28 protein-coding genes are annotated in these 26,184 nt (G+C 66.0%); 17 read left to right on the top strand and 11 right to left on the bottom strand.

Annotation, left to right across the window (positions count from 1 at the left end; genetic code table 11):
- Positions 1–14: 14 nt before the first annotated feature.
- The 3 genes from M2432_RS23320 to M2432_RS23310 form a co-directional block, all read right to left on the bottom strand.
- Complete coding sequence (locus M2432_RS23320; RefSeq protein WP_280829213.1) at positions 15–677, bottom strand: GPP34 family phosphoprotein; 663 nt, start codon at positions 675–677, stop codon at positions 15–17.
- A gap of 23 nt (positions 678–700) precedes the next feature.
- Complete coding sequence (gene greA, locus M2432_RS23315; RefSeq protein WP_280829212.1) at positions 701–1,195, bottom strand: transcription elongation factor GreA; 495 nt, start codon at positions 1,193–1,195, stop codon at positions 701–703.
- Positions 1,196–1,438: 243 nt separating this feature from the next.
- Positions 1,439–1,861, bottom strand: coding sequence for a DUF4307 domain-containing protein (locus tag M2432_RS23310; RefSeq protein WP_280829211.1), 423 nt, complete (start codon positions 1,859–1,861; stop codon positions 1,439–1,441).
- 115 nt (positions 1,862–1,976) lie between these two features.
- Between M2432_RS23310 and mca the strand changes: the two genes are divergently transcribed.
- From mca to M2432_RS23290, 4 genes are read left to right on the top strand one after another with little or no spacing between them, the layout of a single operon-like run.
- The gene (mca, locus tag M2432_RS23305) at positions 1,977–2,843 is read left to right on the top strand and encodes a mycothiol conjugate amidase Mca (RefSeq protein WP_280829210.1); all 867 of its coding nucleotides are present in this window, start codon (positions 1,977–1,979) and stop codon (positions 2,841–2,843) included.
- On the top strand, positions 2,843–3,136 hold the full coding sequence (locus M2432_RS23300; protein WP_280829269.1) for a hypothetical protein: 294 nt from the start codon (positions 2,843–2,845) through the stop codon (positions 3,134–3,136). Before mca ends, M2432_RS23300 begins: the two co-directional genes overlap by 1 nt.
- Positions 3,129–5,108 carry a thioredoxin domain-containing protein gene (locus tag M2432_RS23295; RefSeq protein ID WP_280829209.1) on the top strand — a complete coding sequence of 660 codons (1,980 nt, stop codon included), beginning with the start codon at positions 3,129–3,131 and terminating at the stop codon, positions 5,106–5,108. The genes M2432_RS23300 and M2432_RS23295 overlap by 8 nt, the downstream gene beginning before the upstream one ends.
- A 10-nt stretch (positions 5,109–5,118) precedes the next feature.
- Positions 5,119–5,481, top strand: a complete 363-nt coding sequence (locus M2432_RS23290; protein ID WP_280829208.1) for a nuclear transport factor 2 family protein — start codon at positions 5,119–5,121, stop codon at positions 5,479–5,481.
- Between the two features lie 48 nt (positions 5,482–5,529).
- Here M2432_RS23290 and M2432_RS23285 read toward each other — a convergent pair whose 3' ends face one another.
- Positions 5,530–6,219: a hemolysin III family protein gene (locus tag M2432_RS23285; RefSeq protein WP_280829268.1), complete on the bottom strand. Its 690-nt coding sequence runs from the start codon at positions 6,217–6,219 to the stop codon at positions 5,530–5,532.
- 128 nt (positions 6,220–6,347) lie between these two features.
- Between M2432_RS23285 and M2432_RS23280 the strand changes: the two genes are divergently transcribed.
- From M2432_RS23280 to M2432_RS23265, 4 genes are all read left to right on the top strand, one after another.
- Positions 6,348–7,145, top strand: a complete 798-nt coding sequence (locus tag M2432_RS23280; RefSeq protein WP_280829207.1) for a (2Z,6E)-farnesyl diphosphate synthase — start codon at positions 6,348–6,350, stop codon at positions 7,143–7,145.
- 18 nt (positions 7,146–7,163) lie between these two features.
- A complete protein-coding gene (locus M2432_RS23275) occupies positions 7,164–8,531 on the top strand; it encodes a hypothetical protein (protein ID WP_280829206.1) in 1,368 nt (455 codons plus the stop codon).
- 110 nt (positions 8,532–8,641) lie between these two features.
- The gene (locus tag M2432_RS23270) at positions 8,642–9,061 is read left to right on the top strand and encodes a hypothetical protein (RefSeq protein WP_348536334.1); all 420 of its coding nucleotides are present in this window, start codon (positions 8,642–8,644) and stop codon (positions 9,059–9,061) included.
- 149 nt (positions 9,062–9,210) lie between these two features.
- Positions 9,211–9,612 carry a hypothetical protein gene (locus tag M2432_RS23265; protein ID WP_280829205.1) on the top strand — a complete coding sequence of 134 codons (402 nt, stop codon included), beginning with the start codon at positions 9,211–9,213 and terminating at the stop codon, positions 9,610–9,612.
- Between the two features lie 55 nt (positions 9,613–9,667).
- Here the strand turns inward: M2432_RS23265 and coaA are convergent, their stop codons facing one another.
- On the bottom strand, positions 9,668–10,606 hold the full coding sequence (coaA, locus tag M2432_RS23260; RefSeq protein WP_280829204.1) for a type I pantothenate kinase: 939 nt from the start codon (positions 10,604–10,606) through the stop codon (positions 9,668–9,670).
- A gap of 63 nt (positions 10,607–10,669) precedes the next feature.
- On the opposite strand from coaA, the gene M2432_RS23255 reads away from it, so the two are divergent.
- From M2432_RS23255 to M2432_RS23235, 5 genes are all read left to right on the top strand, one after another.
- The gene (locus M2432_RS23255) at positions 10,670–11,881 is read left to right on the top strand and encodes a DUF885 domain-containing protein (RefSeq protein ID WP_280829203.1); all 1,212 of its coding nucleotides are present in this window, start codon (positions 10,670–10,672) and stop codon (positions 11,879–11,881) included.
- Between the two features lie 178 nt (positions 11,882–12,059).
- A complete protein-coding gene (locus M2432_RS23250; RefSeq protein ID WP_280829202.1) occupies positions 12,060–13,520 on the top strand; it encodes a glycine hydroxymethyltransferase in 1,461 nt (486 codons plus the stop codon).
- A gap of 114 nt (positions 13,521–13,634) precedes the next feature.
- A complete protein-coding gene (locus tag M2432_RS23245; protein ID WP_280829201.1) occupies positions 13,635–14,459 on the top strand; it encodes an acyl-ACP desaturase in 825 nt (274 codons plus the stop codon).
- Positions 14,460–14,648: 189 nt separating this feature from the next.
- On the top strand, positions 14,649–15,989 hold the full coding sequence (locus M2432_RS23240) for a PhoH family protein (protein WP_280829200.1): 1,341 nt from the start codon (positions 14,649–14,651) through the stop codon (positions 15,987–15,989).
- Between the two features lie 86 nt (positions 15,990–16,075).
- Positions 16,076–16,948, top strand: a complete 873-nt coding sequence (locus tag M2432_RS23235; protein WP_280829267.1) for a polysaccharide deacetylase family protein — start codon at positions 16,076–16,078, stop codon at positions 16,946–16,948.
- Positions 16,949–16,954: 6 nt separating this feature from the next.
- Here M2432_RS23235 and M2432_RS23230 read toward each other — a convergent pair whose 3' ends face one another.
- Entirely contained in the window at positions 16,955–17,671 is a 717-nt protein-coding gene (locus M2432_RS23230; protein WP_280829199.1) for a phosphoadenylyl-sulfate reductase, read from the bottom strand.
- Positions 17,672–17,945: 274 nt separating this feature from the next.
- On the opposite strand from M2432_RS23230, the gene M2432_RS23225 reads away from it, so the two are divergent.
- Positions 17,946–18,320 (top strand): response regulator transcription factor, encoded by a 375-nt coding sequence (locus M2432_RS23225; protein WP_348536333.1) that lies wholly within the window; start codon positions 17,946–17,948, stop codon positions 18,318–18,320.
- On the opposite strand, the gene M2432_RS23220 is transcribed toward M2432_RS23225, so the two are convergent.
- On the bottom strand, positions 18,306–19,007 hold the full coding sequence (locus M2432_RS23220) for a response regulator transcription factor (protein ID WP_280829197.1): 702 nt from the start codon (positions 19,005–19,007) through the stop codon (positions 18,306–18,308). The two genes, M2432_RS23225 and M2432_RS23220, sit on opposite strands and share 15 nt — an antisense overlap.
- 213 nt (positions 19,008–19,220) lie before the next feature.
- Between M2432_RS23220 and M2432_RS23215 the strand changes: the two genes are divergently transcribed.
- Positions 19,221–20,597, top strand: coding sequence for a DUF4118 domain-containing protein (locus M2432_RS23215; protein ID WP_280829196.1), 1,377 nt, complete (start codon positions 19,221–19,223; stop codon positions 20,595–20,597).
- Between the two features lie 179 nt (positions 20,598–20,776).
- A complete protein-coding gene (locus M2432_RS23210) occupies positions 20,777–21,025 on the top strand; it encodes a hypothetical protein (RefSeq protein ID WP_280829195.1) in 249 nt (82 codons plus the stop codon).
- Between the two features lie 349 nt (positions 21,026–21,374).
- Here the strand turns inward: M2432_RS23210 and M2432_RS23205 are convergent, their stop codons facing one another.
- Together M2432_RS23205 and glpX are read right to left on the bottom strand one after the other, a co-directional pair.
- Positions 21,375–22,793, bottom strand: a complete 1,419-nt coding sequence (locus M2432_RS23205; RefSeq protein ID WP_280829194.1) for a class II fumarate hydratase — start codon at positions 22,791–22,793, stop codon at positions 21,375–21,377.
- A 34-nt stretch (positions 22,794–22,827) separates the two neighbouring features.
- Positions 22,828–23,856, bottom strand: coding sequence for a class II fructose-bisphosphatase (gene glpX, locus M2432_RS23200; RefSeq protein ID WP_280829193.1), 1,029 nt, complete (start codon positions 23,854–23,856; stop codon positions 22,828–22,830).
- 99 nt (positions 23,857–23,955) lie between these two features.
- On the opposite strand from glpX, the gene M2432_RS23195 reads away from it, so the two are divergent.
- Positions 23,956–24,612 carry a DUF4245 domain-containing protein gene (locus tag M2432_RS23195; RefSeq protein ID WP_280829266.1) on the top strand — a complete coding sequence of 219 codons (657 nt, stop codon included), beginning with the start codon at positions 23,956–23,958 and terminating at the stop codon, positions 24,610–24,612.
- On the opposite strand, the gene M2432_RS23190 is transcribed toward M2432_RS23195, so the two are convergent.
- Entirely contained in the window at positions 24,609–25,415 is an 807-nt protein-coding gene (locus M2432_RS23190; RefSeq protein WP_280829192.1) for an SDR family NAD(P)-dependent oxidoreductase, read from the bottom strand. The genes M2432_RS23195 and M2432_RS23190 overlap by 4 nt on opposite strands.
- Positions 25,412–26,179: an SDR family NAD(P)-dependent oxidoreductase gene (locus tag M2432_RS23185; RefSeq protein WP_280829191.1), complete on the bottom strand. Its 768-nt coding sequence runs from the start codon at positions 26,177–26,179 to the stop codon at positions 25,412–25,414. The genes M2432_RS23190 and M2432_RS23185 overlap by 4 nt, the downstream gene beginning before the upstream one ends.
- Between the last annotated feature and the right edge of the window lie 5 nt (positions 26,180–26,184).

Here is a 26,184-nt window from a genome sequence, read left to right as displayed (position 1 = left end):
CGTCAGTGGGAAGGTCAGGACAGTGCGTTCCGCACCGCCGACGCGGTGACCGCGAGGTTGACCTCCGGAATCCCCGTCGCGTATTCGTTGACCCAACTGCCACTGGCGATGTCACCAGCGCGGCTGTGTACCCACCGCCAGCCGCGGTCGTTCAGGCTCAGCAGCGCACCCAAACCGTCGACCGTGTGCAGCAGCGTGACGATGCCGGCGATCACCGGAGTGGGTGGCTTGCCGTCGAACAAGGCGGACAGCAGGTCGGCACGGGCCTGGGCGACCCGGCTGCGGTCGATCAGCGGGAACGCGTATTGGTGTCGGAATCTGTTGTGGCCCACAGGCTCACGGCGCAACTGCCCCGCCCGTTGCAATTGCTCGATGAGATCGGGCTCAGTGCTTTTGCGCAGTTTGGTCAGCACAGCGGCCGGCCGTAGCGGCTGCTGTTGCAGCAATTCCAGCGCCGGTGTGCTCAGCGCGTCGACCTCGCCGTCAGCAGCGAGCGCGACCAGATGACCGTCGGGTGCTCCGTCTCCGGACTGCGCTGGGCGGATGCGACAGGCCAGCGCAAGGTCGAGCAGAACGGCTCCGGACAGCACTCGGTGCCGACGTGGTTGGTCCAGACCCGGCTGCGCTGAGGCGTTGTCCAACAGCAGCAGAAACAGGTCCTCGGCGATCTGAGCCATAGCTTGTCAGCCGACCGACAGGGTCAGGCGTGGTACGGCTCCGCTTTGACCAGCGTGACCTTGACAGTGGCGCCGCTGGGCACGGTGTAGTTGCGCTCCTCGCCGACCTTGGCGTCGATCAGTGCGTGGCCGAGCGGCGAGTTGGGGGAATAGACCTCCAGCTTGCCGTCGGTGACGCCCTCCTGGCGGGTGGCGATCAGGAACGTCTCGGTGTCGTTCTTGTCGCCGTCGTAGAAGACGGTCACGACCGAGCCGGGCAGCGCGACGCCAGACTTCTTGGGTGCCTCGCCGACCTTGGCGTTGTTCAGCAATTCCTGCAGCTGACGGATGCGCGCCTCTTGCTGGCCCTGCTCCTCGCGGGCTGCGTGGTAGCCACCGTTCTCGCGCAGGTCGCCCTCTTCGCGGCGGTCGTTGATCTCCGCGGCGATGACCGGGCGGTTGGCGATCAGCTGGTCGAGCTCGTCCTTCAGGCGCTCGTAGGCCTCTTCGGTGAGCCAGGTGACCTGGGTGTCGGTCATGTCTGCCGCGCTCCTGTCGTCTCAGCGTGCATGTCGAACCCCGGCGGTGCGTCGGGGTGCCCCGTTGGTTGGGACTCCGTATGCTGCAAAATGGGGCATGAATGGCCCGCTAAAGCAGCAATACACGGCCCCAGTCGGAACCGTGTACTGAGCCAGCGTACCACCGCGAGGTCTCCGAAACTTAATGATTTCGCTGTTCGGAGTTCGCCAGGTGGCTGAATCGGCGGCTGTGAGGGTGGCCTGTCAGGGTGCCACCAGATACCGCGGGACGTCGGTTCCGCAGCCGTAGACGTCGCCGACGACCGGCGGTTTCGTGGATTTGACCGTGGTCGTGACCTGCACAGTCTTGGCCTGCGACGGGAGCACCAGCACCTCGCGACGTCCGGTTTCGCTGCCGTCGAGGGCCCGGGCCCGCACGATGCACACCACGGGCTGCGACGGGTTCTCCCGGGTGACCGAAATGGTGACGGCTACCGTTTCGCCGTCAACCAGCGTGTAGCCGCTCAGCTCACCCTTGACCGGCGCGGTGCCCAACCGCTGGAACGCGACCAGCGCCAGCGCGACGCCTGCGGCCACGATCAGTATCGTCAGGCCGATGACCAGGCGACGACGCGTCGGCCCGGACAGTCGCTGCTGTCCGTAGCGGGCGGTGGGACGCTCGATCATGGCTGTTTGGGTGCCCCGTCGGTCGGTTGGGATTTCTTGGACTGGAACTATAGGACGGGACTGTTGGACATCACTGAACTGTCCGACTGAGTAGAGACACATAGGTAAGGCACACGTGAGCGAACTGCGGTTGATGGCGGTGCACGCCCACCCGGACGACGAGTCGAGCAAGGGCGCCGCCAGTGTGGCCAAGTACGCCGCCGACGGCGTGCGCGCCATGGTGGTGACACTGACCGGTGGTGAGCGTGGCGACATTCTCAACCCGGCGATGGATTTGCCGGAGGTGCACGGACGCATCACCGAGGTGCGCCGCGACGAAATGGCCAAGGCCGCCGCGATCCTTGGCGTCGAGCACCACTGGCTGGGCTTCGTCGACTCCGGGCTGCCCGAGGGCGATCCACCGCCGCCACTGCCCGAGGGCTGCTTCGCCGTCGTGCCCATCGAGCAGCCGGTCGAGCGGCTGGTCGGGGTCATCCGGGAGTTCCGTCCGCACGTGATGACCACCTACGACGAGAACGGCGGCTACCCGCACCCTGACCACATCCGTTGCCATCAGGTGTCCATGGCGGCCTACGAGGCAGCGGCCGATTACCGGATGTTTCCCGAGGCGGGTGAGCCATGGGGCGTCCGCAAGCTGTACTACAACCACGGATTCCTGCGTCAGCGCATGCAAATGTTGCAGGACGAGTTCGCCAAGCACGGCCAGCACGGACCGTTCGACAAGTGGCTGGCGCACTGGGACCCCGACAACGACTACTTCTCGCAGCGGGTGACCACCCGGGTGCAATGCGCCGACTTCTTCGCGCAGCGGGACGACGCCTTGCGGGCGCACGCTACGCAGATCGACCCGAACGGGGACTTCTTCCGGGCCCCGATCGAATGGCAGCAACGCCTCTGGCCCACCGAGGAGTACGAGTTGGCCCGCTCCAGGGTGCCGGTGTCGTTGCCCGAGACAGACCTGTTCGCGGGGGTTTCACGGTGATCATTTCTGGGTATGCACTGACGCTGCTGGCGGACGCGCCGCGGCAGACTGGCCCCGACTTCGGCAAGGCCAGCCCGGCGGGACTGGTGATCACGCTGATCCTGCTGATCTGCGTGATCGCATTGGTGTGGTCGATGAACCGGCATCTGCGCAAGCTGCCGGAGTCGTTCGACCGCGAACATCCCGAACCTGATCAGGCGGTCGATGACGGGACTGTCGGCGCGACGGACACCGACCCCGCCGGGCCGGAACCCACTGCGCCAGAAACTGAGTCAGACTCCAGGGATGGCTAACACCCTCGCTTCGGCGACCAGTCCGTATCTACGCCAGCACGCCGACAACCCGGTGCACTGGCAGCAATGGACGCCGGAGGCATTGGCCGAAGCGGCCGCGCGTGATGTGCCGATCCTGTTGTCGATCGGATACGCCGCGTGCCACTGGTGCCATGTGATGGCCCATGAGTCGTTCGAGGACGCCGATGTGGCAGCGGTCACCAACGCCGACTTCGTGTGCATCAAGGTGGACCGCGAGGAGCGGCCCGATCTGGACGCCATCTACATGAGCGCCACCGTCGCGATGACCGGGCAGGGCGGCTGGCCCATGACCTGCTTCCTGACCCCCGACGGGCGACCGTTCTTCTGCGGCACCTATTACCCGAAAGACAATTTTCTGCAACTGCTTTCGGCAGTCACCGACACGTGGCGGCAGCGTCGCGCAGAGGTGGAGCAGGCCTCCGACCAGATCGCCTCGGAGCTGCGCAAGATGATGGTCGGGTTGCCCGGCGGTGGGCCGGCGCCGGTTCCCGAGCTGTGCGACCACGCGGTGGCCGGCGTATTGCGTGACGAAGATGTGGCCCGAGGTGGCTTTGGTCGGGCGCCGAAATTCCCGCCGTCGGCGCTGCTGGAAGCGCTGCTGCGGCACTATGAAAGAACCGGTACCGCAATGGAATCCGTGCAGCGGACCTGCACGGCAATGGCCCGCGGCGGCATCTACGACCAATTGGCCGGCGGTTTCGCCCGCTACGGCGTCGACGCATCCTGGGTGGTGCCGCATTTCGAGAAGATGTTGTACGACAACGCGTTACTACTTCGTGTCTATGCGCACTGGGCGCGGTTGACCGAAGATCCATTGGCGCACAAGGTGGCAGACGAGACCGCCCGGTTCATGATGGGCGACCTCGGTGCCGGCGGCATGTTGGTCTCGTCGCTGGATGCGGACGCCGCCGGTCACGAGGGTCTCACATATGTGTGGACGCCATCGGAGCTGGTGTCGGTCCTAGGGCCCGACGACGGGCATTGGGCGGCTTCGGTTTTCGAGGTCACTGACACGGGCACATTCGAGCACGGCAGTTCGGTGCTGCAACTACTGGCAGACCCCGATGACGCGGCCCGATTCGAGAGGGTGCGGACAAAACTGTTGGCGGCACGGGCTTCCCGGCCTCAGCCCGGCCGTGACGACAAGGTGGTCACCGCGTGGAACGGGTTTGCCATTACTGCGCTGGCCGAGGCGTCCGTCGCGCTGAATGAGCCTGGATTCCTCGACGCGGCAACGGTTTGCGCAGAGCGGCTGTTGTCGTTGCACGTTGTCGACGGCAGACTGCGCCGGGCCAGTCTGGGCGGTGTGGTGGGCGAGAGCATGGGCATCCTGGAGGACTATGCCGCGCTGGCCACTGGCCTGTTGACGTTGCACCAGATCACCGGATCGCAATCCTGGCTGACCGTGGCGACGGGCCTGTTGGACACGGCGCTGACCCATTTCGCTGACCCGGACCAGGATGGCCGTTGGTTCGACACCGCCGACGATGCCGAGGCGTTGGTGCTGCGGCCGTCCGACCCGGTGGATGGCGCCACCCCGTCGGGCGCATCGCTGATCGCCGAGGCCCTGCTGCTCGCAGCGCACCTGGCGCCCGACCCGGACCGCTACGCCGCTGCCGCGGAGGCGACGTTGAGTACGGCCACTCCGCTGCTGGCTCGCTCGCCGCGCTCCGGTGGGCACTGGCTGGCGGTTGCCGAGGCTGCAGTGCGCGGACCGCTCCAGGTCGCCGTCGCGTGTGGTGCGCCTGATTCCGAATTGCTTTCTGCAGCACGCAAACTCGCGCCAGGTGGCGCCATCGTCGTGGGTGGTGAAGTGAATTCGTCAGCGTTGCTGGCTGGGCGGGACCGGGTCAACGGTCACGACGCCGCATACGTCTGCCGGGGCCGGGTATGTGACCTTCCGGTCACGACGGCAGGGGAGCTTGCGGCGGCGTTGAGGGGCGCCGTGTAGCGTGCGGCTCATGCCCAGTGCCGAGCAGATCACCGCAACCGTCACCCGCTACCTGGAACTGGTCAGCGTCGGCAATGCCGACGAGATCGCCCAGCTGTACGCCTCTGACGCCACCGTCGAGGACCCGGTCGGCGGCGAGGTGCACATCGGTCGCCAGGCCATTCACGGTTTCTACTCGAACATCGCCGGCGTGAAGTGCGCCAGCGAGATCGTCACGCTGCGGGCCCTCGGCCATGAGGCGGCGTTCTTCTGGAACCTGACCGTCAACGGCGCCATGCGCATCGAGATCATCAGCACCATGACCTTCGACGACGAAGGCAAGATCGCCTCGATGAAGGCCTACTGGGGCCCGGAGAACGTCACCCAGCTGTAGGGACGTCGGTGCGTTCCGTATCGCTCAGCGTGACGGAGCGCGCCCAAATCACCCGGAAAAGACGGCGAACCACATCGCGATGTAGTGGCAGATGGCCGCGACCGCGGTGCAGGCGTGGAAGAACTCGTGGTGGCCGAACGTCGTCGGCCACGGGTTGGGCCACTTCAGGCCGTAGAGCACACCGCCGACCGAATACAGCGCGCCACCGACGATCAGCAGCACCACGGCCGCGACCCCGGCGCTGTGCATGATCGGCCCGATGAACCAGACGGCCACCCAGCCCAGCAGCAGATACAGCGGCACTCCAACCCAGCGCGGTGCCGTCGGCCAGAACATCTTGAGCAGCACGCCGGCGGCTGCGCCGCCCCAGACGATCCAGAACAACGTCATCCCGCCGCCCGAGCGCAACGCCAGGAGTGCGAACGGCGTGTAGCTGCCCGCGATGAAGATGAAGATCATCGAGTGGTCGAGACGCTTCATCCAGGTGCGCGCTTTTTCGGACTTCCAGTTCACCCGGTGATAGGTGCCGCTGACGGTGAACATGGCCACGATGGTGAGGGTGTAGAGCAGCGTGGCCAGCCCGGCGCGGGTGCCCTGCATCGCCCACGAGACCGCGACCAGCGTCGTGCCGGCGATGAATGCCACCACGGCCGAGTAGACGTGGATCCAGCCGCGGGCGCGGGGCTTGCCAAGGAACTGGGCCACCGCCTCGGGCAGGGTCTCCGGCGGGTGCAGCACGGCGGCGGCGCGGTACGGCTTCGGCGCGTCCCCCGGTGGTGCGGCGGCCGAATCGCTGGAATCGATCGTCACGTTCCCTCCAGTAACAACCATGGGTTCTCCAGCTCCTCACAGTAGTCTGGTTTCTCGTGGACATCATTCCCCGGCGGCTCAAGGAACCGGCCTACCGGCTCTACGAGATGCGGCTGCGACAGGAGCTCGCTCAGTCGAAAGCGCAACTGCCCCGGCACATTGCGGTCCTGTGCGACGGTAACCGCCGGTGGGCACGTGAGGCTGGTCACGACGACGTCAGCTACGGCTACCGGGTGGGTGCGGCCAAGATCGCCGAGGTGCTGCGGTGGTGTCAGCAGGCTGGTATCGAGATGACCACGGTGTATCTGCTGTCAACGGAGAATCTGCAGCGGGACCCACAGGAATTGGAGCCCCTGATCGAGATCATCACCGACGTGGTCGAAGAGATCTGTGCGCCCGACAAGCAATGGAGCGTGCGCACCGTCGGCGATCTGGAGTTGCTCGGTGAGGAGCCGGCACGACGGCTGCGCGACGCGGTGAAGTCGACCCACGAGCACTCCAGTGCCAACTCGTTCCATGTCAACGTGGCGGTCGGGTACGGCGGTCGCCAGGAGATCGCTGATGCGGTGCGCACCCTGCTGAGCAAGGAGCTGTCCAACGGGGCGACCGCTGAACAACTCATCGAGGCGGTGACCGTCGACGCCATCTCGGAGAACCTCTATACGTCGGGTCAGCCGGACCCGGATCTGGTGATCCGGACGTCGGGGGAGCAGCGGTTGAGCGGATTCCTGTTGTGGCAGAGCGCATATTCGGAGATGTGGTTCACCGATGCGCATTGGCCGGCGTTCCGGCGCGTCGACTTTCTGCGCGCCTTGCGCGATTACACGTCGCGTAATCGTCGATACGGCATGTAGCAGTGGAAGACTGACACCGTGGCTGCGTTGTCGGCAGTGGTGTTCGCCCTGAGTTGGTGGCTCGGGCTGTATCTGTTGGCGCGTGACCCGCGCAAGCCGGTGCTGGTGTGCGCGGCTGTCGGGTTGTGCAGCTTTGCGGTGGTGGTGGCGGTTGACGCGGTGCGGCTGGCCGGGACAGCGCCTACGGGTGTGCTCAGCCGGGTCGAGAGCCTGTTGTCGGTGATCCCGGGTATCGCGTGGTTGGCGGTGCTGCTCGAACTGGCCAGTCCTGCGGACTCGGTACGCACTAAATCCGTTGTACTGAAATATGTTTCGGCCGTCGCGGCGGTGGCCGCGGTGGCAGTGACGGGCGCCGCGCTGTCGGGCGGTGTGCATCCGCCGCTGCGTACCGGGCACTGGCTGATGTTCGGGGCCGTCTCGCTATCCACTCTCGTTGCCCTGGTGCTGGCGGTGACGCGATTGCGCGTTCAGGTCCGGCCGGTGGTCGGCCCGGTGGTGGTGGCGACGCTGTTCTTCGGGCTGAGCAACGCGATTCTGGTGATTCCGCTGGGCCTGCTGCCGAGCTGGCTTGCGTTGGCTGCCACGGCTTTTGATGTGTTGTTGCTCGGTGTCGCCGTGGCGATGTGGGATGCGTTGGACGAGGGGCAGGCGCTACGGGCAGGCATGGTGCGGTCGTTCGCCGGCAGCATGGCGGTGGCAGCGGTGTTCGGCGGTCAGGTGCTCATCGGGCTGATGGTGTCGCGCGCGCAGGTCGCGTTAATGGTGCTGTTGTTCACCAGCCTGGCGGTGGCCATCGCCATCAACGTGCTGGCCGACCCGCTGGCCGGGTTGTTGGACCGGCTGGCTTTCTCGCGTTCGCCCGAGTTGCGTGCCGACCGTGCCGCGCTGCGCCATACCGAGGCGGCTCTGCCGTTGCGGGCCACCAACCCGTTGGACAGCGTCGACGACGAGACCTTCGCCCGCCTGACCCGACGGGCCCTGGGGCACTACGCCGATCTGTCCAAGTTGGTGGCCTCACCGCTGACGGCGCTGCCGTTGATCGACGACCGGTTGGCCCGGCGCGGCGCACCCGACCAGCCGCTGGAACGAGCCAACGAGCTGAAAGCTTTGCTGGCGGATCGGATTTCCGCGCTTAAGCCACGCGGTGGCGGAGACTTCGGCACCACCGAGCAGTGGCGGCACTACAACTCGCTGTACTTCCCATACGTGGTTGGGGTGCGGGCCTATGCGCAGAACGCCACCGCGGCCGGGCTGGACCCGGTGGCTCGGCAGGCCTGGCAGTGGTTCGTCACCGAGGTGCCGCAGCGGTCATTGCACAACTGGCAGAACGCGGCCGCCCGCGTCATTGCCGCCGATCTGCGGGGAACATCGGTCGCAACGCTGTGACCAGCGGTTGGCAGTAACTGGCAGCGTTCGGCATCGATCTGGCAGCGGTATGTGAGCAGTGTCGTGGGTGTCCAGTCGTCCACCACCGGCACTCCCGAGGAGCAACCCTCATGGCCGTCATCACCCCCCGAGTAACCACGCCCATCCTGTTCGACAGTTCAGACTCCCTGCTGCGGTTCGCACTCCGTGTCGACGGCACGCTGTGCGGGCTGGCAGGCCTGCTGGTCGCGGTGACCGCGGACCCGCTGGGCCGGCTCATGGGTCTGTCCGGCACCGTCACCTGGCTAGTTGGAGCTTTGCTGGTCGGCTGGGGCTTCGCGCTGTACGTGCTGGCGGTGTCCCGCCGTCTCCGCCGGGTCGGAGTCGCTGTGCTGGTCGGCAATCTCGCCTTCTCGGTCCTGACAGTGGGAGCGCTGGTAGCCGGCGTGCTGCCGCTGACCGCGGTAGGCGTGGGCATTGTCTGGGCGTTCCTGGCAGTTGGGCTGGGTTGCGCCTGGCTGCAGTACCTCGGAGTGCGCCGTCTGGCGTGACTCCCTCCCCGCCGGTGCGGGGCGTCAGCTGACAGAGGTTGCGGTTGACGCCCCCGCGCCGGCCTTCTGCCCGCGATTTGTGCACGATCTCGGGCGCTCACCGCACCGAATCGTGCACAAGTCACCCCCCTTCGAAGAACGGAAATGCCATGACCACCATCGTTTCTCCCGTCCACATTCGTTCGGATCGTCTGCTCCGGCTGGCGCTGCGTATCGACGCCGTGTTCAGCGCCTTCTCTGGAGTGGTTCTTGCCGCCGCGGCGAGTTGGCTGTCGGTGTCGTCGGGCCTGCCGAAGGCCGTCGAGTACTGGTTGGCCGCGATCCTGGTCGCTTACGGCGTGGTCGTCTACTGGCTGTCCGGCGTGGAATCGGTTCGGACGCCCGGTATTGCGGTGGCGATCGCCAACCTGGGGTTCACCGTCGCCGCGGTGCTGGTGGTGGTGGACAACGTCTGGCCGCTCACGACGTTGGGGGTGGCGCTGATGTTCTTCAGCGCGGCCTACACGCTGGTTATGGCCGACTTGCAATACCTCGGCGTTCGTCGGGCCTGATCTGCGATCTCGGCGCGCTCCGTCACGCTCACCGTTACGGAGCGCGCCGAATTGGCTACAGCTTGCGCAGCCGCAGCCGGTTGATCGAGTGGTCTGCATCCTTGCGCAGCACCAGCGTCGCCCGCGGTCGGGTCGGCAGGATGTTGTCGATCAGATTCGGCAGATTGATCGACTGCCAGATGTCCCGGGCCGCGAAGATGGCCTGCTCATCGGTCAACGTCGAATAGTGATGGAAGTGCGACTGCGGGTCGGAGAACGCACCGGCACGCATCGCGAGAAACCGCGATACATACCAGCTCTCGATGTCGTCGATCCGGGCGTCGACGTATACCGAGAAGTCGAACAGGTCCGAGATCATCAGGGCCGGCCCGGTTTGTAGGACGTTGAGTCCCTCGATGATCAGGATGTCCGGGTGCCGCACCACGTGTTTCTCGCCTGGCACGATGTCGTAGAGCAGGTGTGAGTACACCGGCGCGGATACGCAATCGGAGCCGGACTTGACCGCGGTGACGAAGCGCATCAGTGCCCGGCGATCGTAACTCTCAGGAAAACCCTTGCGGTGCATGATCTTTCGCCGAGTCAGCTCGGCGTTGGGGTACAGGAAGCCGTCGGTGGTTACCAGGTCGACGCGCGGATGGTGGCCGAATCGGGCCAGCAGCGCTTGCAGCACGCGTGCCGTGGTCGACTTACCGACCGCCACGCTGCCCGCGACTCCGATGATGAACGGCACCGGCCGGTCCGGGTTCTGTTGCGGTTCTCCGAGGAACTCGGACGTGGCGGCGAACAGCCGTTGCCGCGCAGCCACCTGCAGGTGGATCAAGCGAGCCAGTGGCAGGTAGACCTCTTCGACTTCCAGCAGGTCGATCTGCTCGCCCAGGCCACGCAGACCCAACAGTTCGTGTTCGGTGAGTTTCAGCGGCGTCGCCATACGTAGGGCGCGCCATTGGCGCCGGTCGAACTCGACGTACGGACTCGGCTCGCTCGGCCGCGGCATGTGTTCAGTCTTGCAGTTATGGCGACGCGATGAACGCGGGGGTACCGGCTAACGTGGGGCGATATGGACACTGGGTCGGCTACGGACCGATTGATCCGCGAATATCTGCTGCTTGGGCTGCGGTTCGACCGCATCGAGGAGGGCTACGTCGACTCGTTCACCGGTGACCAGGCGCTGCGTCGGCAGGTGGCCGACGAACCGGCGCCGGACCCAGCCGCGCTGGCTCGTCAGGCTCGCCGTCTGCTTGGTGACGTAGACGGCGCCGGCCTGACCGAGCAACGTGCCGAATACCTCAAGGCGCACCTGAGGGCGCTGGACTGTGCGGGTCGCAAATTCGCCGGGGAGGCCGTCGGGTTCGTCGACGAGGTGCGTGCCTACTTCGACGTCTCCATCTCCAAGGGCGACGAGGACCGCTACCGGGAGGCGCACCGCGCACTCGACGAGGCAGTCGGCGGCAGCGGGCCGCTGGCCGAGCGGATGCAGGCCTACCGAGTCGGCGAGGAGATCCCGCCCGAGCGGCTGGAGGAATGCATCCACGCGTTCTCGTCGGCGCTGCGCGACCGGGTCCGGGCCGACTTTCCGCTCCCGGACACCGAGACCATCAACTATGAGGTGGTCACAGACAAGCCGTGGTCGGGCTTCAACTACTACGAGGGCAACTACCGCTCGACGGTTGCGGTGAATGCCGACCTCAAACAGCAGATGTCCAACCTGCCGCGGCTGGTGGCCCACGAGTCCTACCCCGGTCATCACACCGAGCACTGCCGCAAAGAGGCCGGCTTGGTTGAGCTGGGTGGGCAGGCCGAGCAGACCATCTTCCTGGTCAACACCCCGCAGTGCCTGATGGCCGAGGGGTTGGCGGACTTGGCGCTGTACGCCGTCGTTGGCGACTCGTGGGGGAGTTGGGCCGCCGAAATCTACGCCGACCTGGGTTTGCGCTTCGATGGTGAACGCGCAGAAGCGATTTCGGCCGCCAGCGCCGCGCTGGCCGACGTCCGTCAGGACGCTGCACTGATGCTGCACGACGAGGATCGCGACGCCGATGAGGTGGCCGTGTTTCTGCAGCGCTGGACACTGACCACCGAGGCCAGAGCGCTGCAGTCGCTGCGGTTCCTGTCCTCGCCGCTGTGGCGGGCGTACACGTCGACCTACGTCGAGGGCTACCGGTTGCTGCGCGGCTGGCTGGAGGCCCGGCCTGCCGATGTGTCGCTGACGGCGCGGTTCGGCCGGTTGCTCGACGAACCGCTGATGCCGTCAGCGCTGCGGGCCGCCTGACTCGTCTGCCGCGAGCGTGCGGTGGGGGCACGCCCCCGGGAGGGAGGTACCCCACCCGCTTGTGGGGGACTGCGGACGACACACCGTGACGGATGTGCAGGTTGCGAACCTTGACGACGGGGAGTGTGCGGCGGTGGCCGATTCGGTACCCAAAACAGCCGCCGACTAGGCTGAACGCATGACCGCTGATTCGTCTGTGTCCAGCTCCGGCCTCGGTGCCGAGTACGCCGCAACCGCCAGCGAGGCCTACCAGGCGGCGTTGCGGGTCATCGAGTCGGTCGAGCCGCGGATCGCCGCAGCGACCCGCAAAGAGCTTGCCGACCAACGGGATTCGCTGAAGCTGATCGCCAGCGAGAACTACGCCTCGCCGGCCGTGCTGCTCACCATGGGCACCTGGTTCTCCGACAAGTACGCCGAGGGCACCGTCGGCCACCGGTTCTACGCCGCCTGCCAGAACGTCGACACCGTCGAGGCGCTGGCCGCCGAGCATGCCCGTGAGCTGTTCGGTGCGCCCTACGCGTACGCCCAGCCGCACTCCGGTATCGACGCCAACCTGGTTGCCTTCTGGGCCATCCTGGCCACCCGCGTCGAGGCTCCGGGTCTGGCCGAACTTGGTGCCAAGCACGTCAACGACCTGTCCGAGGCGGACTGGGAGAAGCTGCGCGCTCGCCTTGGCGGTCAGCGCCTGATGGGCATGTCACTGGACACCGGCGGCCACCTGACCCACGGCTTCCGGCCCAACATCTCCGGAAAGATGTTCCACCAGCGCAGCTACGGCACCGACGCGCAGAGCGGTCTGATCGACTACGACGCCGTCGCCGCCGCGGCCCGCGAGTTCAAGCCCCTGGTGCTGGTGGCCGGTTACTCCGCCTACCCGCGTCGGGTGAACTTCGCCAAGATGCGCGAGATCGCCGACGAGGTGGGCGCCACTTTGATGGTCGACATGGCGCACTTCGCCGGTCTGGTCGCCGGCAAGGTCTTCACGGGTGACGAGGATCCGGTGCCGCACGCTCACGTCACCACCACCACCACGCACAAGTCGCTGCGTGGCCCGCGCGGTGGTCTGGTGCTGGCCACCGAGGAGTACGCACCGGCCGTCGACAAGGGCTGCCCCATGGTGCTCGGCGGTCCGCTGTCGCACGTGATGGCCGCCAAGGCCGTCGCGCTGGCCGAGGCTCGTCAGCCCGCCTTCCGGACCTACGCCCAGAATGTTGCCGACAACGCCAAGGCCCTGGCAGACGGCTTCCTCAAGCGCGGCGCCACGCTGGTCACCGGCGGCACCGACAACCACCTGGTGCTGCTGGACGTGCAGTCCTTCGGCCTCACCGGCCGGCAGGCCGAGTCCGCGCTGCTGGACGCCGGCGTCGTCACCAACCGCAATGCCATCCCCAACGACCCGAACGGGGCCTGGTACACCAGCGGCATCCGGTTCGGCACCCCCGCGCTGACCACCCGCGGGTTCGGGGCCGCGGACTTCGACCGGGTGGCCGAGATCGTGGTCGAGGTGTTGAAGAACACGACCGCCGATGGATCATCGAAGGCCAAGTACAAGCTGGTCGACGCCACTGCGGACTGGGCGCATGCGGCGGAGGCCGAAATTTTGGACGCCAACCCGCTGTACCCGGGCCTGACGCTCTGATTTCTGGTGCCGAAACCGACATTCTGGCCGCGGTTACTCAAAAAACCCGGCCCGTTTGTCCGTTTCGGCGTGGATGATTTCAAAAACGTGTGAACTCGGGTTACAGTTACTTTCATGGCTGTGAAACCGGTTGCCAACGCGCTGACCCTGGATCTGGAGCCCGTCGTCGAGGACAACCTCGCGCGGCACCTCAAGACTGAGGAAGCCTGGTACGCCCACGACTATGTGCCGTTTGACCAGGGCGAGAACTTCGCGTTTCTGGGCGGCAAGGACTGGGACGCCTCCAGCGTCACGCTGCCCAAGCCGGTCACCGATGCGCTGGAAATCCTGCTGATCACCAAGGACAACCTGGCCGGCTACCACCGCGAACTGGTCGAGCACTTCATTCTCGAAGGCAAGTGGGGCCGGTGGATGGGCCGGTGGACCGCCGAGGAGCACCTGCACGCCATCGCGATCCGGAACTACCTGGTTGTCACCCGTCAGGTCGATCCGACGGCCAACGAGGACGTGCGCGTCGAGCACGTCCAGAAGGGCTACCGGGCGGACAAGTACAGCCAGATCGAGACGCTGGTGTTCATGGCGTTCTTCGAGCGGGCGCATGCTGTGTTCACCCGTAACCTGCAGGCGCAGATCGACGAGCCGGTGCTGGCGGCCATGGCCGGCCGGATCGCCCGGGATGAAGAGCGTCATGAGGAGTTCTTCGGCAATCTGGTGGCGCGCTGCCTTCAGACCCGCCGCGAAGAGACCGTCGCCGCCATCGCGGCCCGGGCCGCCGCGCTGCAGGTCGTCGGCGCCGATATCGACGCGTATCAGGACAAGGTGGCGGTGGTTGCTGACGCCGGCATATTCGATGACGCTGCGCTGCGCGCGGTGATCTCCGATCGGATCAAGGCCTGGGGCCTGGCCGGCGACGCGTCACTGTCACAATTCGTCATCTAGTAGTCACGAACTGGCCACGGCGCGCCGTCTGCGTGTAGCGGCGGCCGGGAGTAGCGTCGCCGGTGATGGCTAGCGACATGCTCTGCTATCCGGGCGGTACCCGAGGCTCCAACGGGACCGGTCCCGGTCCAGGTACCGCTGCGTCCACCGAAACGCTCGTGTGGGACCGCACGGGCCAAGGAGCGCCACGTGTCTGATTCGCAGGGCCGGCGCGGCCGGCAATCCAGCCAGAGCCGCACCTATGTGCTCGACACCTCTGTGTTGTTGTCCGATCCATGGGCATGCACGCGATTCGCCGAGCACGAAGTAGTTGTCCCGCTGGTGGTCATCAGTGAGCTCGAAGGCAAACGACATCACCATGAATTGGGTTGGTTTGCTCGACAGGCGCTGCGCATGTTCGACGACCTGCGCCTTGAGTACGGACGGCTGGATCAGCCGATTCCCGTTGGGACACAAGGCGGTACGCTTCAGGTCGAGCTGAATCACATCGACCAGTCGGTGTTGCCGTCGGGATTCCGTACTGACAACAACGACACGCGAATCCTGGCCTGTGCTGCCAACCTCGCTGCCGAAGGCAAGCGAGTTACGTTGGTAAGCAAGGACATTCCGCTGCGCGTCAAGGCGGGTGCGGTCGGTTTGGCGGCCGATGAGTACCACGCACAGGACGTCATCACCTCCGGCTGGACGGGCATGACCGAACTGGACGCGGCGCCGGAGGAAATCGACGCACTGTTCGCCGACGGTGATATCGACCTCACCGAAGCGCGGGATCTGCCGTGCCACACCGGAATTCGGTTGCTGGGTGGTACCTCGCACGCGCTGGGGCGAGTCAATGCCGACAAACGGGTGCAACTGGTCAGAGGTGACCGCGAAGTGTTCGGCCTCCGGGGAAGGTCAGCCGAACAGCGGGTAGCCCTTGATCTTTTGCTCGACGAGTCGGTGGGCATCGTCTCGCTCGGCGGCAAGGCCGGCACTGGCAAGTCGGCACTGGCGCTGTGCGCAGGCCTGGAGGCAGTGCTGGAGCGTCGCACCCAGCGCAAGGTCGTGGTGTTCAGGCCGCTGTACGCGGTCGGTGGACAAGATCTGGGCTATCTGCCCGGTAGTGAGAGCGAGAAGATGGGCCCTTGGGCCCAGGCGGTTTTCGACACCCTGGAAGGACTGGCCAGCCCGGCCGTGCTCGAAGAGGTGCTGAGCCGCGGCATGTTGGAGGTGCTGCCGCTGACCCACATCCGCGGCCGGTCGCTGCACGACTCGTTCGTCATCGTCGACGAGGCCCAGTCGCTGGAACGCAACGTGTTGCTGACCGTGTTGTCCCGATTAGGTGCCGGTTCGCGGGTGGTGCTCACCCACGACGTGGCCCAGCGCGACAACCTGCGGGTGGGACGGCACGACGGCGTCGCCGCGGTGATCGAGAAGCTCAAGGGGCACCCGCTGTTCGCGCACATCACCCTGTTGCGCAGTGAACGGTCGCCCATCGCGGCTCTGGTCACCGAGATGCTCGAGGAGATCACCCCCGGCACGCTGCCCTGATCCGAGCGCGATTTGTGCACGATCACGGGTGCTGACCGCACGTTTTCGTGCACAAATCGCGGCCTCGGTAAGCTGTGCGGGTGCGACTGCGACGCCCCGACACCCCGACATGGTCCTACTGGCGGACTGTGCTGGGCGTCTGCGCTGGGGTGACCATCGTGGTGGTGGGCAGCCTGACCGGACATGTCGCCAAGGCTGACGAGGTGGACTGCAGCAAGTACAAGTGCATAGCGCTGACCTTCGACGACGGCCCCAGCCCGTACACAGATCGGCTGCTGAAGATCCTGCAGGACAACGACGCCAAGGCGACGTTCTTCGAGATCGGCAACAAGGTCGCGGCCAACCCGCAGGGCGCCAAGCGCGTCGTGGAAGCCGGCATGGAACTTGGTCAGCACACCTGGGAACACCCCAACATGACCACCATTCCGCCCGAGGACATTCCGAGCCAGCTGTCCAAGGCCAGCGACGCGGTCGAGAAGGCAACGGGCCAGCGGCCCAAGCTGTTTCGCACCGCGGGCGGTCTGATCAACGATGCGGTGCTGGCCGAGGCGAAGAAGCAGGGCCTGGCTGACATCAACTGGGACGTCATCCCGTTCGACTGGGCCAACGACTCCAACACCGCCGCCACCCGGTACATGCTGATGACTCAGATCAAACCGAACTCGGTGGTGCTGTTCCACGACACTTATTCGTCGACGGTTGACCTTGTGCAGCAGTTCATCCCGGTGCTCAAGGCCAACGGCTACCACATGGTGACCGTCACGCAGATGGTCGGCCCGCGCGAGCCGGGCACGTCTTACGGCAGCCGCGACAATGGGCCACCGGTCAACGGGCTCAACGACATTCCGCCGGCTGAGATCCCGACTCTGCCCAATACGCCGTCGCCGCCGCCGATGCCGAACTTCCCCATCAAAGACATTCCGGGCGCCAACTCAGGCGGCGTCAGCAACGGCCAGTAGCGACCGTCAGGACGCGTGCAGTCCGCACTCGTCCTTGCCCCAGCCCTGCCAGCGGCCACTGCGCACCTCTGCGCCCGGTGTGGGACGGGTCGTGCACGGAGCGCAGCCGATCGACGGATAGCCCTCGTGGACAAGCGGATTCACCATAACGTCGTGTTCGGCGATGTAGCACTGGACGTCGTCGTCGGTCCAGTCGGCCAGCGGGTTCACCTTCACCATGGCGAAGTTCTCGTCGAACGCGATCACCGGGGTATCGGCGCGGTCGGGGGAGTCGGCACGGCGCACGCCAGTCACCCAACCGCAGTAGCCGCGCATGGCACGGGACAGCGGTTGCACTTTGCGTCGCTGACAGCACTCGTTCGGATCGCGGGCGAACAGGTCCTTGCCCAGTAGCAGATCTTGTTCGGCCACACTTATTTCTGGATGTGTGCTGATGACGTTGACGTCATAGCAGGCGGCCACGGCATCGCGAGTGCCGATCGTCTCGGCGAAGTGGTAGCCGGTGTCCAGGAAGATCACGTCGACACCCGGCCGCACCCGCGAGGCCAGATGGACCAGCACCGCGTCCTGCATGCTCGACGCGATCACATAGCTACCGGCCAGGTGTTCGTCGGTCCAGCGAAGGATATCGAGCGCGCCGGCACCCACGAGATCAGCAGCACCCTGCGCTGCCAATTCTCGGTAGTGACCGGTAACCGTCGCCCGAGCGGTTCCGGTGTGCATCTGAGTCAACGTGTCTCCGTGTGTAGTGCGTAGGGGTCCCGACAAGTTGGTTCCCAATAGGGTGTGCCTGTCGGATGTCGAGGTGACCACGGGCGGCCTATCACGACATGAATTCCAGACTGTCGACAGTCGGTGGGGCTGTCGTCGAGGCTGTCCTCCAATGGTGCTGGTGGGCAACCACATATTTCTTCCCAGAACTGGACTCCGACGGAAACTTCAGCCAGAGTTCACCTGTCGGGGGTGCAGGATTCGGCCGCGCGTTCCAGACTGAGGTGTGCAGTTGCGGTGCTTACTTGTCGACGACAATGCCCAGTTCCTTGATGCCGCGCGCCGGTTGTTAGAGCACGGTGGGCTGGATGTGGTCGGCACCGCCACCACGTCAGCGGAGGCACTTCGGTCGGCCCGCGAACTGCGGCCCGACGTAACCCTGGTCGACGTCCACCTGGGTGAAGAGAGTGGCTTCGACCTAGCTCACCAATTGCGCCAGGACAGCCACCCGGCGGTGATTCTGACGTCGGCCACGCCGGTGGAGGAGTTCGAAGAGAGCCTGGCCGACAGCCCGGCACTGGGATTCATCGTCAAATCCGCTCTGTCCGCCGGGATCATCAACGAGTTGGTCGGCGCAGTTCGCTCGTCATCGTCCGGCTAGGAAAGTGATCGCCGCCAGCACGCGGCGGTGATCATCCTCGGTATCCGGCAAGTCCAGCTTGGTCATGACGCTCCGGATGTGCTTCTCGACGGTGCTCTCCGTGATCCACAGCCGCCTGCCGATGCCGGTGTTGGACCGGCCCTCGGCCATTAGTGCCAGCACCTCACGCTCGCGCGAGGTGAGCCGTGCCAACGGGTCGTTCCGGCGGCGGGCGTTCACCAGCTCGGCGACCACACCCGGATCGACGACCAGGGCGCCACGCGAAATCTGTTGCAGCGCATCGACAAAGTCGGCGACCTCGGTTACTCGGCTTTTGAGCAGATAACCGATCCGCTCGCCGCGGGTCACCAGCTCCAGGGCGAACTCGGTGTCCAGGTGGGCCGATAACACCAACACACCGGTGCCAGGCGCCTCCTGGCGGATGGCGCGGGCCGCGTCCAGTCCCTCGGTGGTGTGCGTGGGTGGCATCCGGATGTCGGCGACCGCCAGATCCGGGTTTTCGGCCTTGACCAGCGCCAATAGGTCATTGCCGTCTTGCGCCTTCCCGACGACGTCGAAACCGGTGCGCTGCAGCAGGCTGGCCAGGCCCTCGCGATACAGCACATCATCCTCGGCGACGACCACCCGCAGCATCTTCGCTGAGCGACCGGTGTTGTCCTGGGTCGCGGGGCCTTCTGCGGTGATCATCGCGGCGTACAGGAACAAGAGATTGCCTGCATAGCGCCAGGCTACCCACGGCCATGACGGGCTCCGGGAGCGCCGAGCGCACTCACAGTGGATGCGTAGGTAACCGTCAACTGACGTGTGGGTGAACCAGAAGGGTTCGCGATTAGCATCGGCATCACGTCGAGCGCACGATTTTCGAACCAGCGTCCGGCCCCATCGCCTATGAGCACAGTCTTGACGAGCATCGACTCGAAACCAGCTTTGCCGTGGTCCGCCGGGAAGCACGGGCTGTTGCCGCTGCTGCAGCCGACGACGCCACCGGTCAGGGTGGGCGTCGCGGTAGCGGCCATCTTCATCGTGGCCGAGTCACTGGTGCTGTACGTACTCGACATGGCCGATCCGGCAGAGCATCTGGGCGCGGTCTATCTGCTCGGCATCTTGGTGGTGGCCACGTTCTGGCCGCTGTGGCTGGCCGCCCTCACCTCGATTCTCAGTGCCATCGCCTTCGATTCGTTGAAGGGTTGGCATACTGGACATTTCATTCCGACCGAGATACATCACGTGGCGATGCACGCCGGCATGCTGTTGGTGGCCGTGGTGGCCAACGGTCTGGCGCGAGGCGCCCGGGTCCGGGCCGAGGAGGCCGACCAGCGCCGCCGCGAGGCAGACCTGGCAGCCGAACTGGCTCGGCTGCTGTTGGGCGGGACAAAGCTGGACTACGCACTCGACCAGGCGGCTAGTCGGCTCGCGCGGGTACTGCAACTGCCCTGGGTGCGGATCGAGCGCGGCATGGTTTTCGCCGGTGAGGGGCGCATTCCGATCTTGTTGGGCGACGAGGACGAGGTGTTCGGGACGCTACTGGTGCCACGAGAGGCGCCGCCGCGCACCCTCCGCCGGCTCCGCGAACGGGTCGTGCCCGCTCTGGAGGCATTGCTGCGGGCCGCATTCGACCGCGCGGCGGCCACGGCGGCGATAGAAGACAGCAATGCTGAGCTCGCGTCCTCTCGAGCGCGCATCGTGGCAGCTGCCGACGACGCCCGGCGCCGGCTCGAACGCGACTTGCATGACGGCGCACAGCAGCGACTGGAGACGCTGAAGCTGGAGGTCCGGCTGGCAGAACAGTCGGTGTCCGGCGACGACCTGGAGCTGCGTGCGCAGATGGAGCGAATCATGTTCGCGCTCAACGATGTCTCCGACGATCTGCACGAGTTCTCCCGGGGTATCCATCCGGCGGTGCTGGCCGGCGGGCTGGCCGCCGCGCTGCGGACCCTGGCCCGACGCTCGGCCGTTCCGGTGACCTTGGACGTCGGTGTCGACGGCCGGCTTCCCGAGCCGGTAGAGGTCGCCGCGTATTACGTTGTGGCCGAGGCGCTTACCAACACCGCCAAGCATGCCAAGGCCGAAGAGGTCAAAGCTTCGGCACACGTCGTCGGCGATACATTGCGCATCGTGATCGAGGACGATGGCGTCGGCGGAGCCAACCCCGACAGAGGATCTGGCCTGACCGGGTTGACCGACCGGGTCGAGGCGATCGGCGGCCGGCTGCAGGTCCTCAGCCCCTCGGGCGGAGGCACCACCTTGACCGTCATCTTGCCATTGCGCTTCGACTGAACCGATTCGCGCGTCATTCCGTATATCAGGTAGCGGTTAACCGCCATCGGCCGGCGGGGTAGTCCGCCAGGTCGTGGTGGGGCCGGTCCCACCGTGCAGCTGGGTGCCAGCATCGATGAATTGCCCTCTGTGGCAAGGAATTCTGTTATCAGCAACTGACTCCAATCGGAGGGACGAAAGTGAAGATCATCCGGCTTTCCCTCGCGTCGGCCCTGGCGGGCGCGGCTGCATTCGCCATCTGTTCGGCGCCGATCGCGTCGGCCGCGGGACCGGTCGTCGGGCCGAGTTCGGGCGATGGTGGCACCGTCACCATGCCGCCCGGCGGCCCGGAGACGGTATATCCGCGCGATCAACGAATCGGTGGAGCGGACCCGTACACACCGTTCGGCAGTAGTCCGTACGTGCCGTTCGGCACCTGGACACCCTAACCGCGAACTTGATTCCGAAAAGGGTGGTGGACTTCTGTCCACCACCCTTTTCCGTGCCTTGGCGGGTCGAGTCGGTAGCGTCGTACGCAATACGACGTGATCCGAGTGCGACACTGCACACGGCGGAAGAAGGTGGGATGCAGCCGGCGGCTCGACGTGTCGCCTGTCTCTGGACAACTTCGGTTCGGACCGGTCAACTTTCCCTGACTCGTCGATGAAAGTTGACCGATCCAAATTACAGGTGCCACAACAGAGCCGACACACCGAACATGCGGGTGGACTAGCACCGGGATAGAAGTGCCCCTCTCCAAAAGGAAAGGGGCACTTCGTATCGGATCGCGAGGGAGGGTTAGTCGCCCGGCTTGACCTTCGCCATGGCCAGCACGTCCAGGCGCTTGTCCAGCTCGGCCTCCGAGAGCTTCTCACCGATCAGGCCGCGGTCGATCACCGTCTGCCGAATGGTCTTGCGCTCCTTGAGGGCTTCCTTGGCGACCTTGGCGGCCTCCTCGTAGCCGATGGCCGAGTTCAGCGGCGTCACGATCGACGGCGACGACTCGGCCAGCTCGCGCAGGTGCGCCTCATTGGCGACCAGACCGTCAATGCACTTGGTGGCGAACAGCTTCGAGACGTTGGACAGCAACGTGAAGGACTCCAGCACGTTGCGCGCCATCATCGGGATGTACACGTTCAGCTCGAACGCGCCCGACAGACCGCCGACGGTGACCGCTGCGTCGTTGCCGATCACCTGGGCGGCCACCTGGGTGACCGCCTCGGGCAGAACGGGATTGACCTTGCCCGGCATGATCGAGCTGCCCGGCTGCAGGTCCGGCAGTTGGATCTCGCCGAGGCCGGTCAGCGGGCCCGAGCCCATCCAGCGCACGTCGTTGGCGATCTTGGTCAGCGACACCGCGATGGTCTTCAGTGCGCCGGACGCCTCAACGAGTCCGTCGCGGGCGGCCTGTGCCTCGAAAGAGTCAGCGGCGGTACGCAGTTCGGCGATGTCGGTCTGCGCGACGAGCACCTCGACAACCTTGGCGCCGAAGCCGTCGGGGGCATTCAGGCCGGTGCCGACGGCGGTGCCACCGATGGCTAGCTCGCCCAGCCGGGGCAGGGTCGCCTTCACGCGTTCGATGCCGGCCTCGACCTGGCGGGCGTAGCCGCCGAACTCCTGACCCAGGGTCACCGGCACGGCGTCCATCAGGTGGGTGCGGCCGGACTTGACCACGGTGCGCCATGCGCGGGCCTTGGTGGCCAGCGCCTCGTGCAGCACCTCCAGAGCCGGAATCAGGTGACGGACAGCAGCTTCTGTCGCCGCGATGTGGGTCGCGGTGGGGAAGGTGTCGTTGGAGCTCTGCGACATGTTGACGTCGTCGTTGGGGTGGACCTGAACGCCGCCCCGCGCCGCGATCGAGGCAATGACCTCGTTGGCGTTCATGTTCGAGCTGGTACCCGAACCGGTCTGGAAGACGTCGATGGGGAACTGCTCGTCGTGCAGGCCGTCGGCGATCTCACCGGCAGCGGCGATGATGGCGTCAGCCTTTTCCGGCGCCAGCAGACCCAGGTCCTTGTTGACCTGTGCGCAGGCGCCCTTCAGCAGGCCCAGCGCGCGGATCTGGGTGCGCTCCAGACCACGGAACGAGATGGGGAAGTTCTCCACGGCGCGCTGGGTCTGGGCCCGCCACAGGGCATTGATCGGCACCCGGACCTCGCCCATGGTGTCGTGCTCGATCCGGTACTCGGTGCTGTTGTCGACAACGGTGTCGGCCATTGTGCTCCCTTATTCGTTTCGTGAGATGACGGAATTACGGCAGAGGGTGTGCCGCGGAGATATCCCCGGTGAAGTCCACCGCGGAGTATTCGTTGAGCTTGGACAGCCGGTGATAAGCCTCGATCATTCGGACGGTGCCGGACTTGGACCGCATCACGATGGACTGGGTGGTGCAGCCGCCGCCGTAGTACTGGACGCCCTTGAGCAGGTCGCCGTCGGTGACGCCGGTGGCGCAGAAGAACACGTTGTCACCGGAGACCAGGTCCTCGGTGGTCAGCACCCGGTCCAGGTCGTAACCACGGTCAAGGGCGCGCTGGCGTTCGTCGTCGTTGGTCGGGGCGAGGGTGGCCTGGATGGCTCCACCCATACAGCGGATGGCGGCGGCGGCGATGATGCCCTCGGGGGTGCCACCGATACCGACCAGCATGTCGGTGCCGGAGTTCGGCCGGCAGGCTGAGATGGCGCCGGCGACGTCGCCGTCGGAGATCAGCCGGATGCGGGCACCGGCCTCGCGGACGTCGGCCATCAGTTGCGCGTGCCGCGGTCGGTCCAGGATGCAGACGGTCAGATCGGCGACGCTGGAGTTCTTCACCTTGGCGACGCGTTTGACGTTCTCGGCGATCGGGGCGGTGATGTCGAGCACATCGGCGGCGTCCGGTCCGACGGCGATCTTGTTCATGTAGAACACCGCGGACGGGTCGAACATGGTGCCACGCTCGGAGACTGCCAGCACCGAGATGGCGTTGGGCATGCCCTTGCTCATCAGGGTGGTGCCGTCGACGGGGTCGACGGCGAAGTCGCAGTCCGGCCCGTCGCCGTTGCCGACCTCTTCGCCGTTGTAGAGCATCGGGGCGTGGTCCTTCTCGCCCTCACCGATCACCACGACGCCGCGCATGGACACCGAATTGACCAGCTCGCGCATCGCGTCGACAGCCGCGCCGTCGCCGCCTTCCTTATCCCCTCGGCCGACCCATCGGCCGGCGGCCATGGCTCCGGCTTCTGTGACTCGGACCAGTTCGAGGGCGAGGTTGCGATCAGGAGCTTCGCGGCGCGATGGCGTCATGCGCAAATTGTCCCATTAGGCAGTCGGACTTCGGGAGCTGGGATACTGAGCACCGTGACGTCATCAGATCCGGACTCGCCCGAACCGCAGCCCGTACCCATCGGTGCTGGTCAGTCGGTTCCGGTACCTCGGCCCGCCAAGGACCGTCTGTTGCAGGACGGCCGCGATATGTTCTGGTCGATGGCGCCGCTGGTTGTGGCCTGCATCGTGCTGGCAGGCATCCTCGGCATGTGCTCTTTTGCGCCGAATGGACCGGGTAAGGGCCCGGCCCCACAATACGACGCCCAGGCAGCGCTCAAGGCCGACGCCGCGGCCCTCGGCATCCCGATCCGCGTGCCGGTGCTGCCCGACGGCTGGCACGCCAATTCTGGCTCGCGGGGTGGTATCGATGCGGGCCGGACCGACCCGTCGACCCGGCAGCGGTTCCGCGCCGTGTCCTCGACGGTCGGCTACCTGACAGCCGCCGGAATGTATCTGGCACTGATCCAGAGCAACGCTGACGAGGAGAAGCTGGTTGCTTCGATCCACAGCGGCATGTATCCGACTGGCGCGCAGGACATCGACGGCGTGCACTGGGTGGTTTACGAGGGCGCGGGGGACACGGGCGACAGTAGACAGGGCGGATCGTCGGAGCCGGTCTGGACTGCCCGCCTGAACAGCCCCAAGGGGCCCGCGCAGGTGGCGGTTACCGGTTCTGCCGGCGAAGGTGATTACCGGACGCTGGCCGAGGCGACCCAGAGAGCGCAACCGATCTAGTCGGTGCGATTCTGCGACGCTCGCTGACGAGCGACGAATCCGATCGCCGCGCGCTGCATCAAGCCTGGCGCCAGCCGGGCGAACAGCCATTGGCCGTGTGCGGCACGGGGCTTGATCAGAATGGCCTTGTTCTTCTCGATGGCTCGCAAGGTGTCCTGGGCCAGCCGGTCAGGCGAATACGGCTTCGATCCGGCTTGCGAGAAGTATTCACGCCCACGGAATCTGCCGACCGCGCCCTTGTCCAGGATGGGTGTCTCCACCGCGCCCGGGCAGACCGCCAGCACCCCGATGCCATGCGCGGCAGCCTCGGACCGCAGCGCCAATGACAGTCCGACCACGCCGTGTTTGGTCATCACATAGCTGGTGACCTGCCCCGCGGCAGCAAGTCCGGCCATCGACGCGGTGTTGATGATGTGGCCGTGACCTTGCCGGATCATCTGCGGGTAGGCCGCGGCCACGCCGTGCACCACGCCACGCAGGTTGATGTCGATGATCGCGTTCCAATGGTCCAGCGTCAGCAGTTCGGTATTGCCGCCCCAGACGATGCCGGCGTTGTTGAACAACAGGTCGATACGCCCGGCCCGGTTCACCACTTCGTCGACTGCACCCTGAACGGCGGCGGCGTCGGTGACGTCGAGGGCGGCCCAGCGGGCGCCGATTTCGGCGGCGGTTCGGGCCGCCGCCTCGCCGTCAATGTCGGTGCACACCACTTCGGCACCGGCCTGCGCCAGTGCACGGCACAGTGCCGCTCCGATGCCCGAGCCGGCCCCGGTCACCAGCGCCTGTTTGCCGGCGAAACTCATTGCCCCTGAGCGAGTTTCATGACGTGCCCGATGATGTCCGGGTAGCGCTTCATGTGCGCGCCACCGTTGAGATCCAGTACCTCACCGGTCATCCAGGAGGCTTGGTCCGAGCACAGGAACAGCACCGCGTTGGCGATGTCTTCCGGAGTGCCGGCCCGCCCCAATGCGGTGTTCTCGATGTACTCCTCGACCACACCGGGGACCATCGCGGCACCCTCGGTCAGCGGGGTGCGCACGAAACCCGGCGCCACCGCGTTGACCCGAATTCCCTTGGCGGCCATCTCTAGTGCGGCGACCTGGGTCAGCATGGACAGGCCGGCCTTGGCGGCACAGTAGGCGCTCATCCCGACAGCCGGCTGGCGGCCGTTGAGCGACGAGATCGAAACGAGCGAACCACCCTCACGCAGATGACGTCCCGCGTACTTGGCGACGGTGAACCCACCGATCAGACAGCACTCGACCACCGAGCGGAAATCGGCGACTGCAAGGTCGACGATCAGCCCGATGTTGGAGAACCCGGCACAGCTGACTACCGCGTCCAGCTCGCCGGCGGACTCGAAAGCCGCTGCGACGGAAGCCTCGTCGGTCACGTCTACCGCTACCGCGGTGTGCGGTGCGCCCAGTTCGGCAGCGCGGGCCGCGGCGCCGTCGGCGTTCAGGTCGGCGATGGTGACCCGGTAACCCTGGGCCGCCAGTCCCTGGGCCGAGGCCCAGCCGATGCCGGAGGCGCCACCGACCACGAGGGCGTTGCGTTGGGTGCTCATGAAGT

The organism is Mycobacterium sp. OTB74 (assembly GCF_029892685.1).
Classification (GTDB): domain Bacteria; phylum Actinomycetota; class Actinomycetes; order Mycobacteriales; family Mycobacteriaceae; genus Mycobacterium.
The sequence above is the reverse complement of the archived record's forward strand: the minus strand, read 5'-3'. Positions and strand labels throughout refer to the sequence as shown.

What these genes read in the sequence shown, in the direction of transcription:
- M2432_RS23320 (WP_280829213.1), bottom strand. Translation starts at nt 677, where the DNA reads ATGGCTCAGATCGCCGAGGACCTGTTTCTGCTGCTGTTGGACAACGCC.
- greA (WP_280829212.1), bottom strand. Translation starts at nt 1,195, where the DNA reads ATGACCGACACCCAGGTCACCTGGCTCACCGAAGAGGCCTACGAGCGC.
- M2432_RS23310 (WP_280829211.1), bottom strand. Translation starts at nt 1,861, where the DNA reads ATGATCGAGCGTCCCACCGCCCGCTACGGACAGCAGCGACTGTCCGGG.
- M2432_RS23295 (WP_280829209.1), top strand. Translation starts at nt 3,129, where the DNA reads ATGGCTAACACCCTCGCTTCGGCGACCAGTCCGTATCTACGCCAGCAC.
- M2432_RS23290 (WP_280829208.1), top strand. Translation starts at nt 5,119, where the DNA reads ATGCCCAGTGCCGAGCAGATCACCGCAACCGTCACCCGCTACCTGGAA.
- M2432_RS23270 (WP_348536334.1), top strand. Translation starts at nt 8,642, where the DNA reads ATGGCCGTCATCACCCCCCGAGTAACCACGCCCATCCTGTTCGACAGT.
- M2432_RS23265 (WP_280829205.1), top strand. Translation starts at nt 9,211, where the DNA reads ATGACCACCATCGTTTCTCCCGTCCACATTCGTTCGGATCGTCTGCTC.
- coaA (WP_280829204.1), bottom strand. Translation starts at nt 10,606, where the DNA reads ATGCCGCGGCCGAGCGAGCCGAGTCCGTACGTCGAGTTCGACCGGCGC.
- M2432_RS23255 (WP_280829203.1), top strand. Translation starts at nt 10,670, where the DNA reads ATGGACACTGGGTCGGCTACGGACCGATTGATCCGCGAATATCTGCTG.
- M2432_RS23250 (WP_280829202.1), top strand. Translation starts at nt 12,060, where the DNA reads ATGACCGCTGATTCGTCTGTGTCCAGCTCCGGCCTCGGTGCCGAGTAC.
- M2432_RS23245 (WP_280829201.1), top strand. Translation starts at nt 13,635, where the DNA reads ATGGCTGTGAAACCGGTTGCCAACGCGCTGACCCTGGATCTGGAGCCC.
- M2432_RS23230 (WP_280829199.1), bottom strand. Translation starts at nt 17,671, where the DNA reads ATGCACACCGGAACCGCTCGGGCGACGGTTACCGGTCACTACCGAGAA.
- M2432_RS23220 (WP_280829197.1), bottom strand. Translation starts at nt 19,007, where the DNA reads ATGATCACCGCAGAAGGCCCCGCGACCCAGGACAACACCGGTCGCTCA.
- M2432_RS23205 (WP_280829194.1), bottom strand. Translation starts at nt 22,793, where the DNA reads ATGGCCGACACCGTTGTCGACAACAGCACCGAGTACCGGATCGAGCAC.
- glpX (WP_280829193.1), bottom strand. Translation starts at nt 23,856, where the DNA reads ATGACGCCATCGCGCCGCGAAGCTCCTGATCGCAACCTCGCCCTCGAA.
- M2432_RS23190 (WP_280829192.1), bottom strand. Translation starts at nt 25,415, where the DNA reads ATGAGTTTCGCCGGCAAACAGGCGCTGGTGACCGGGGCCGGCTCGGGC.
- M2432_RS23185 (WP_280829191.1), bottom strand. Translation starts at nt 26,179, where the DNA reads ATGAGCACCCAACGCAACGCCCTCGTGGTCGGTGGCGCCTCCGGCATC.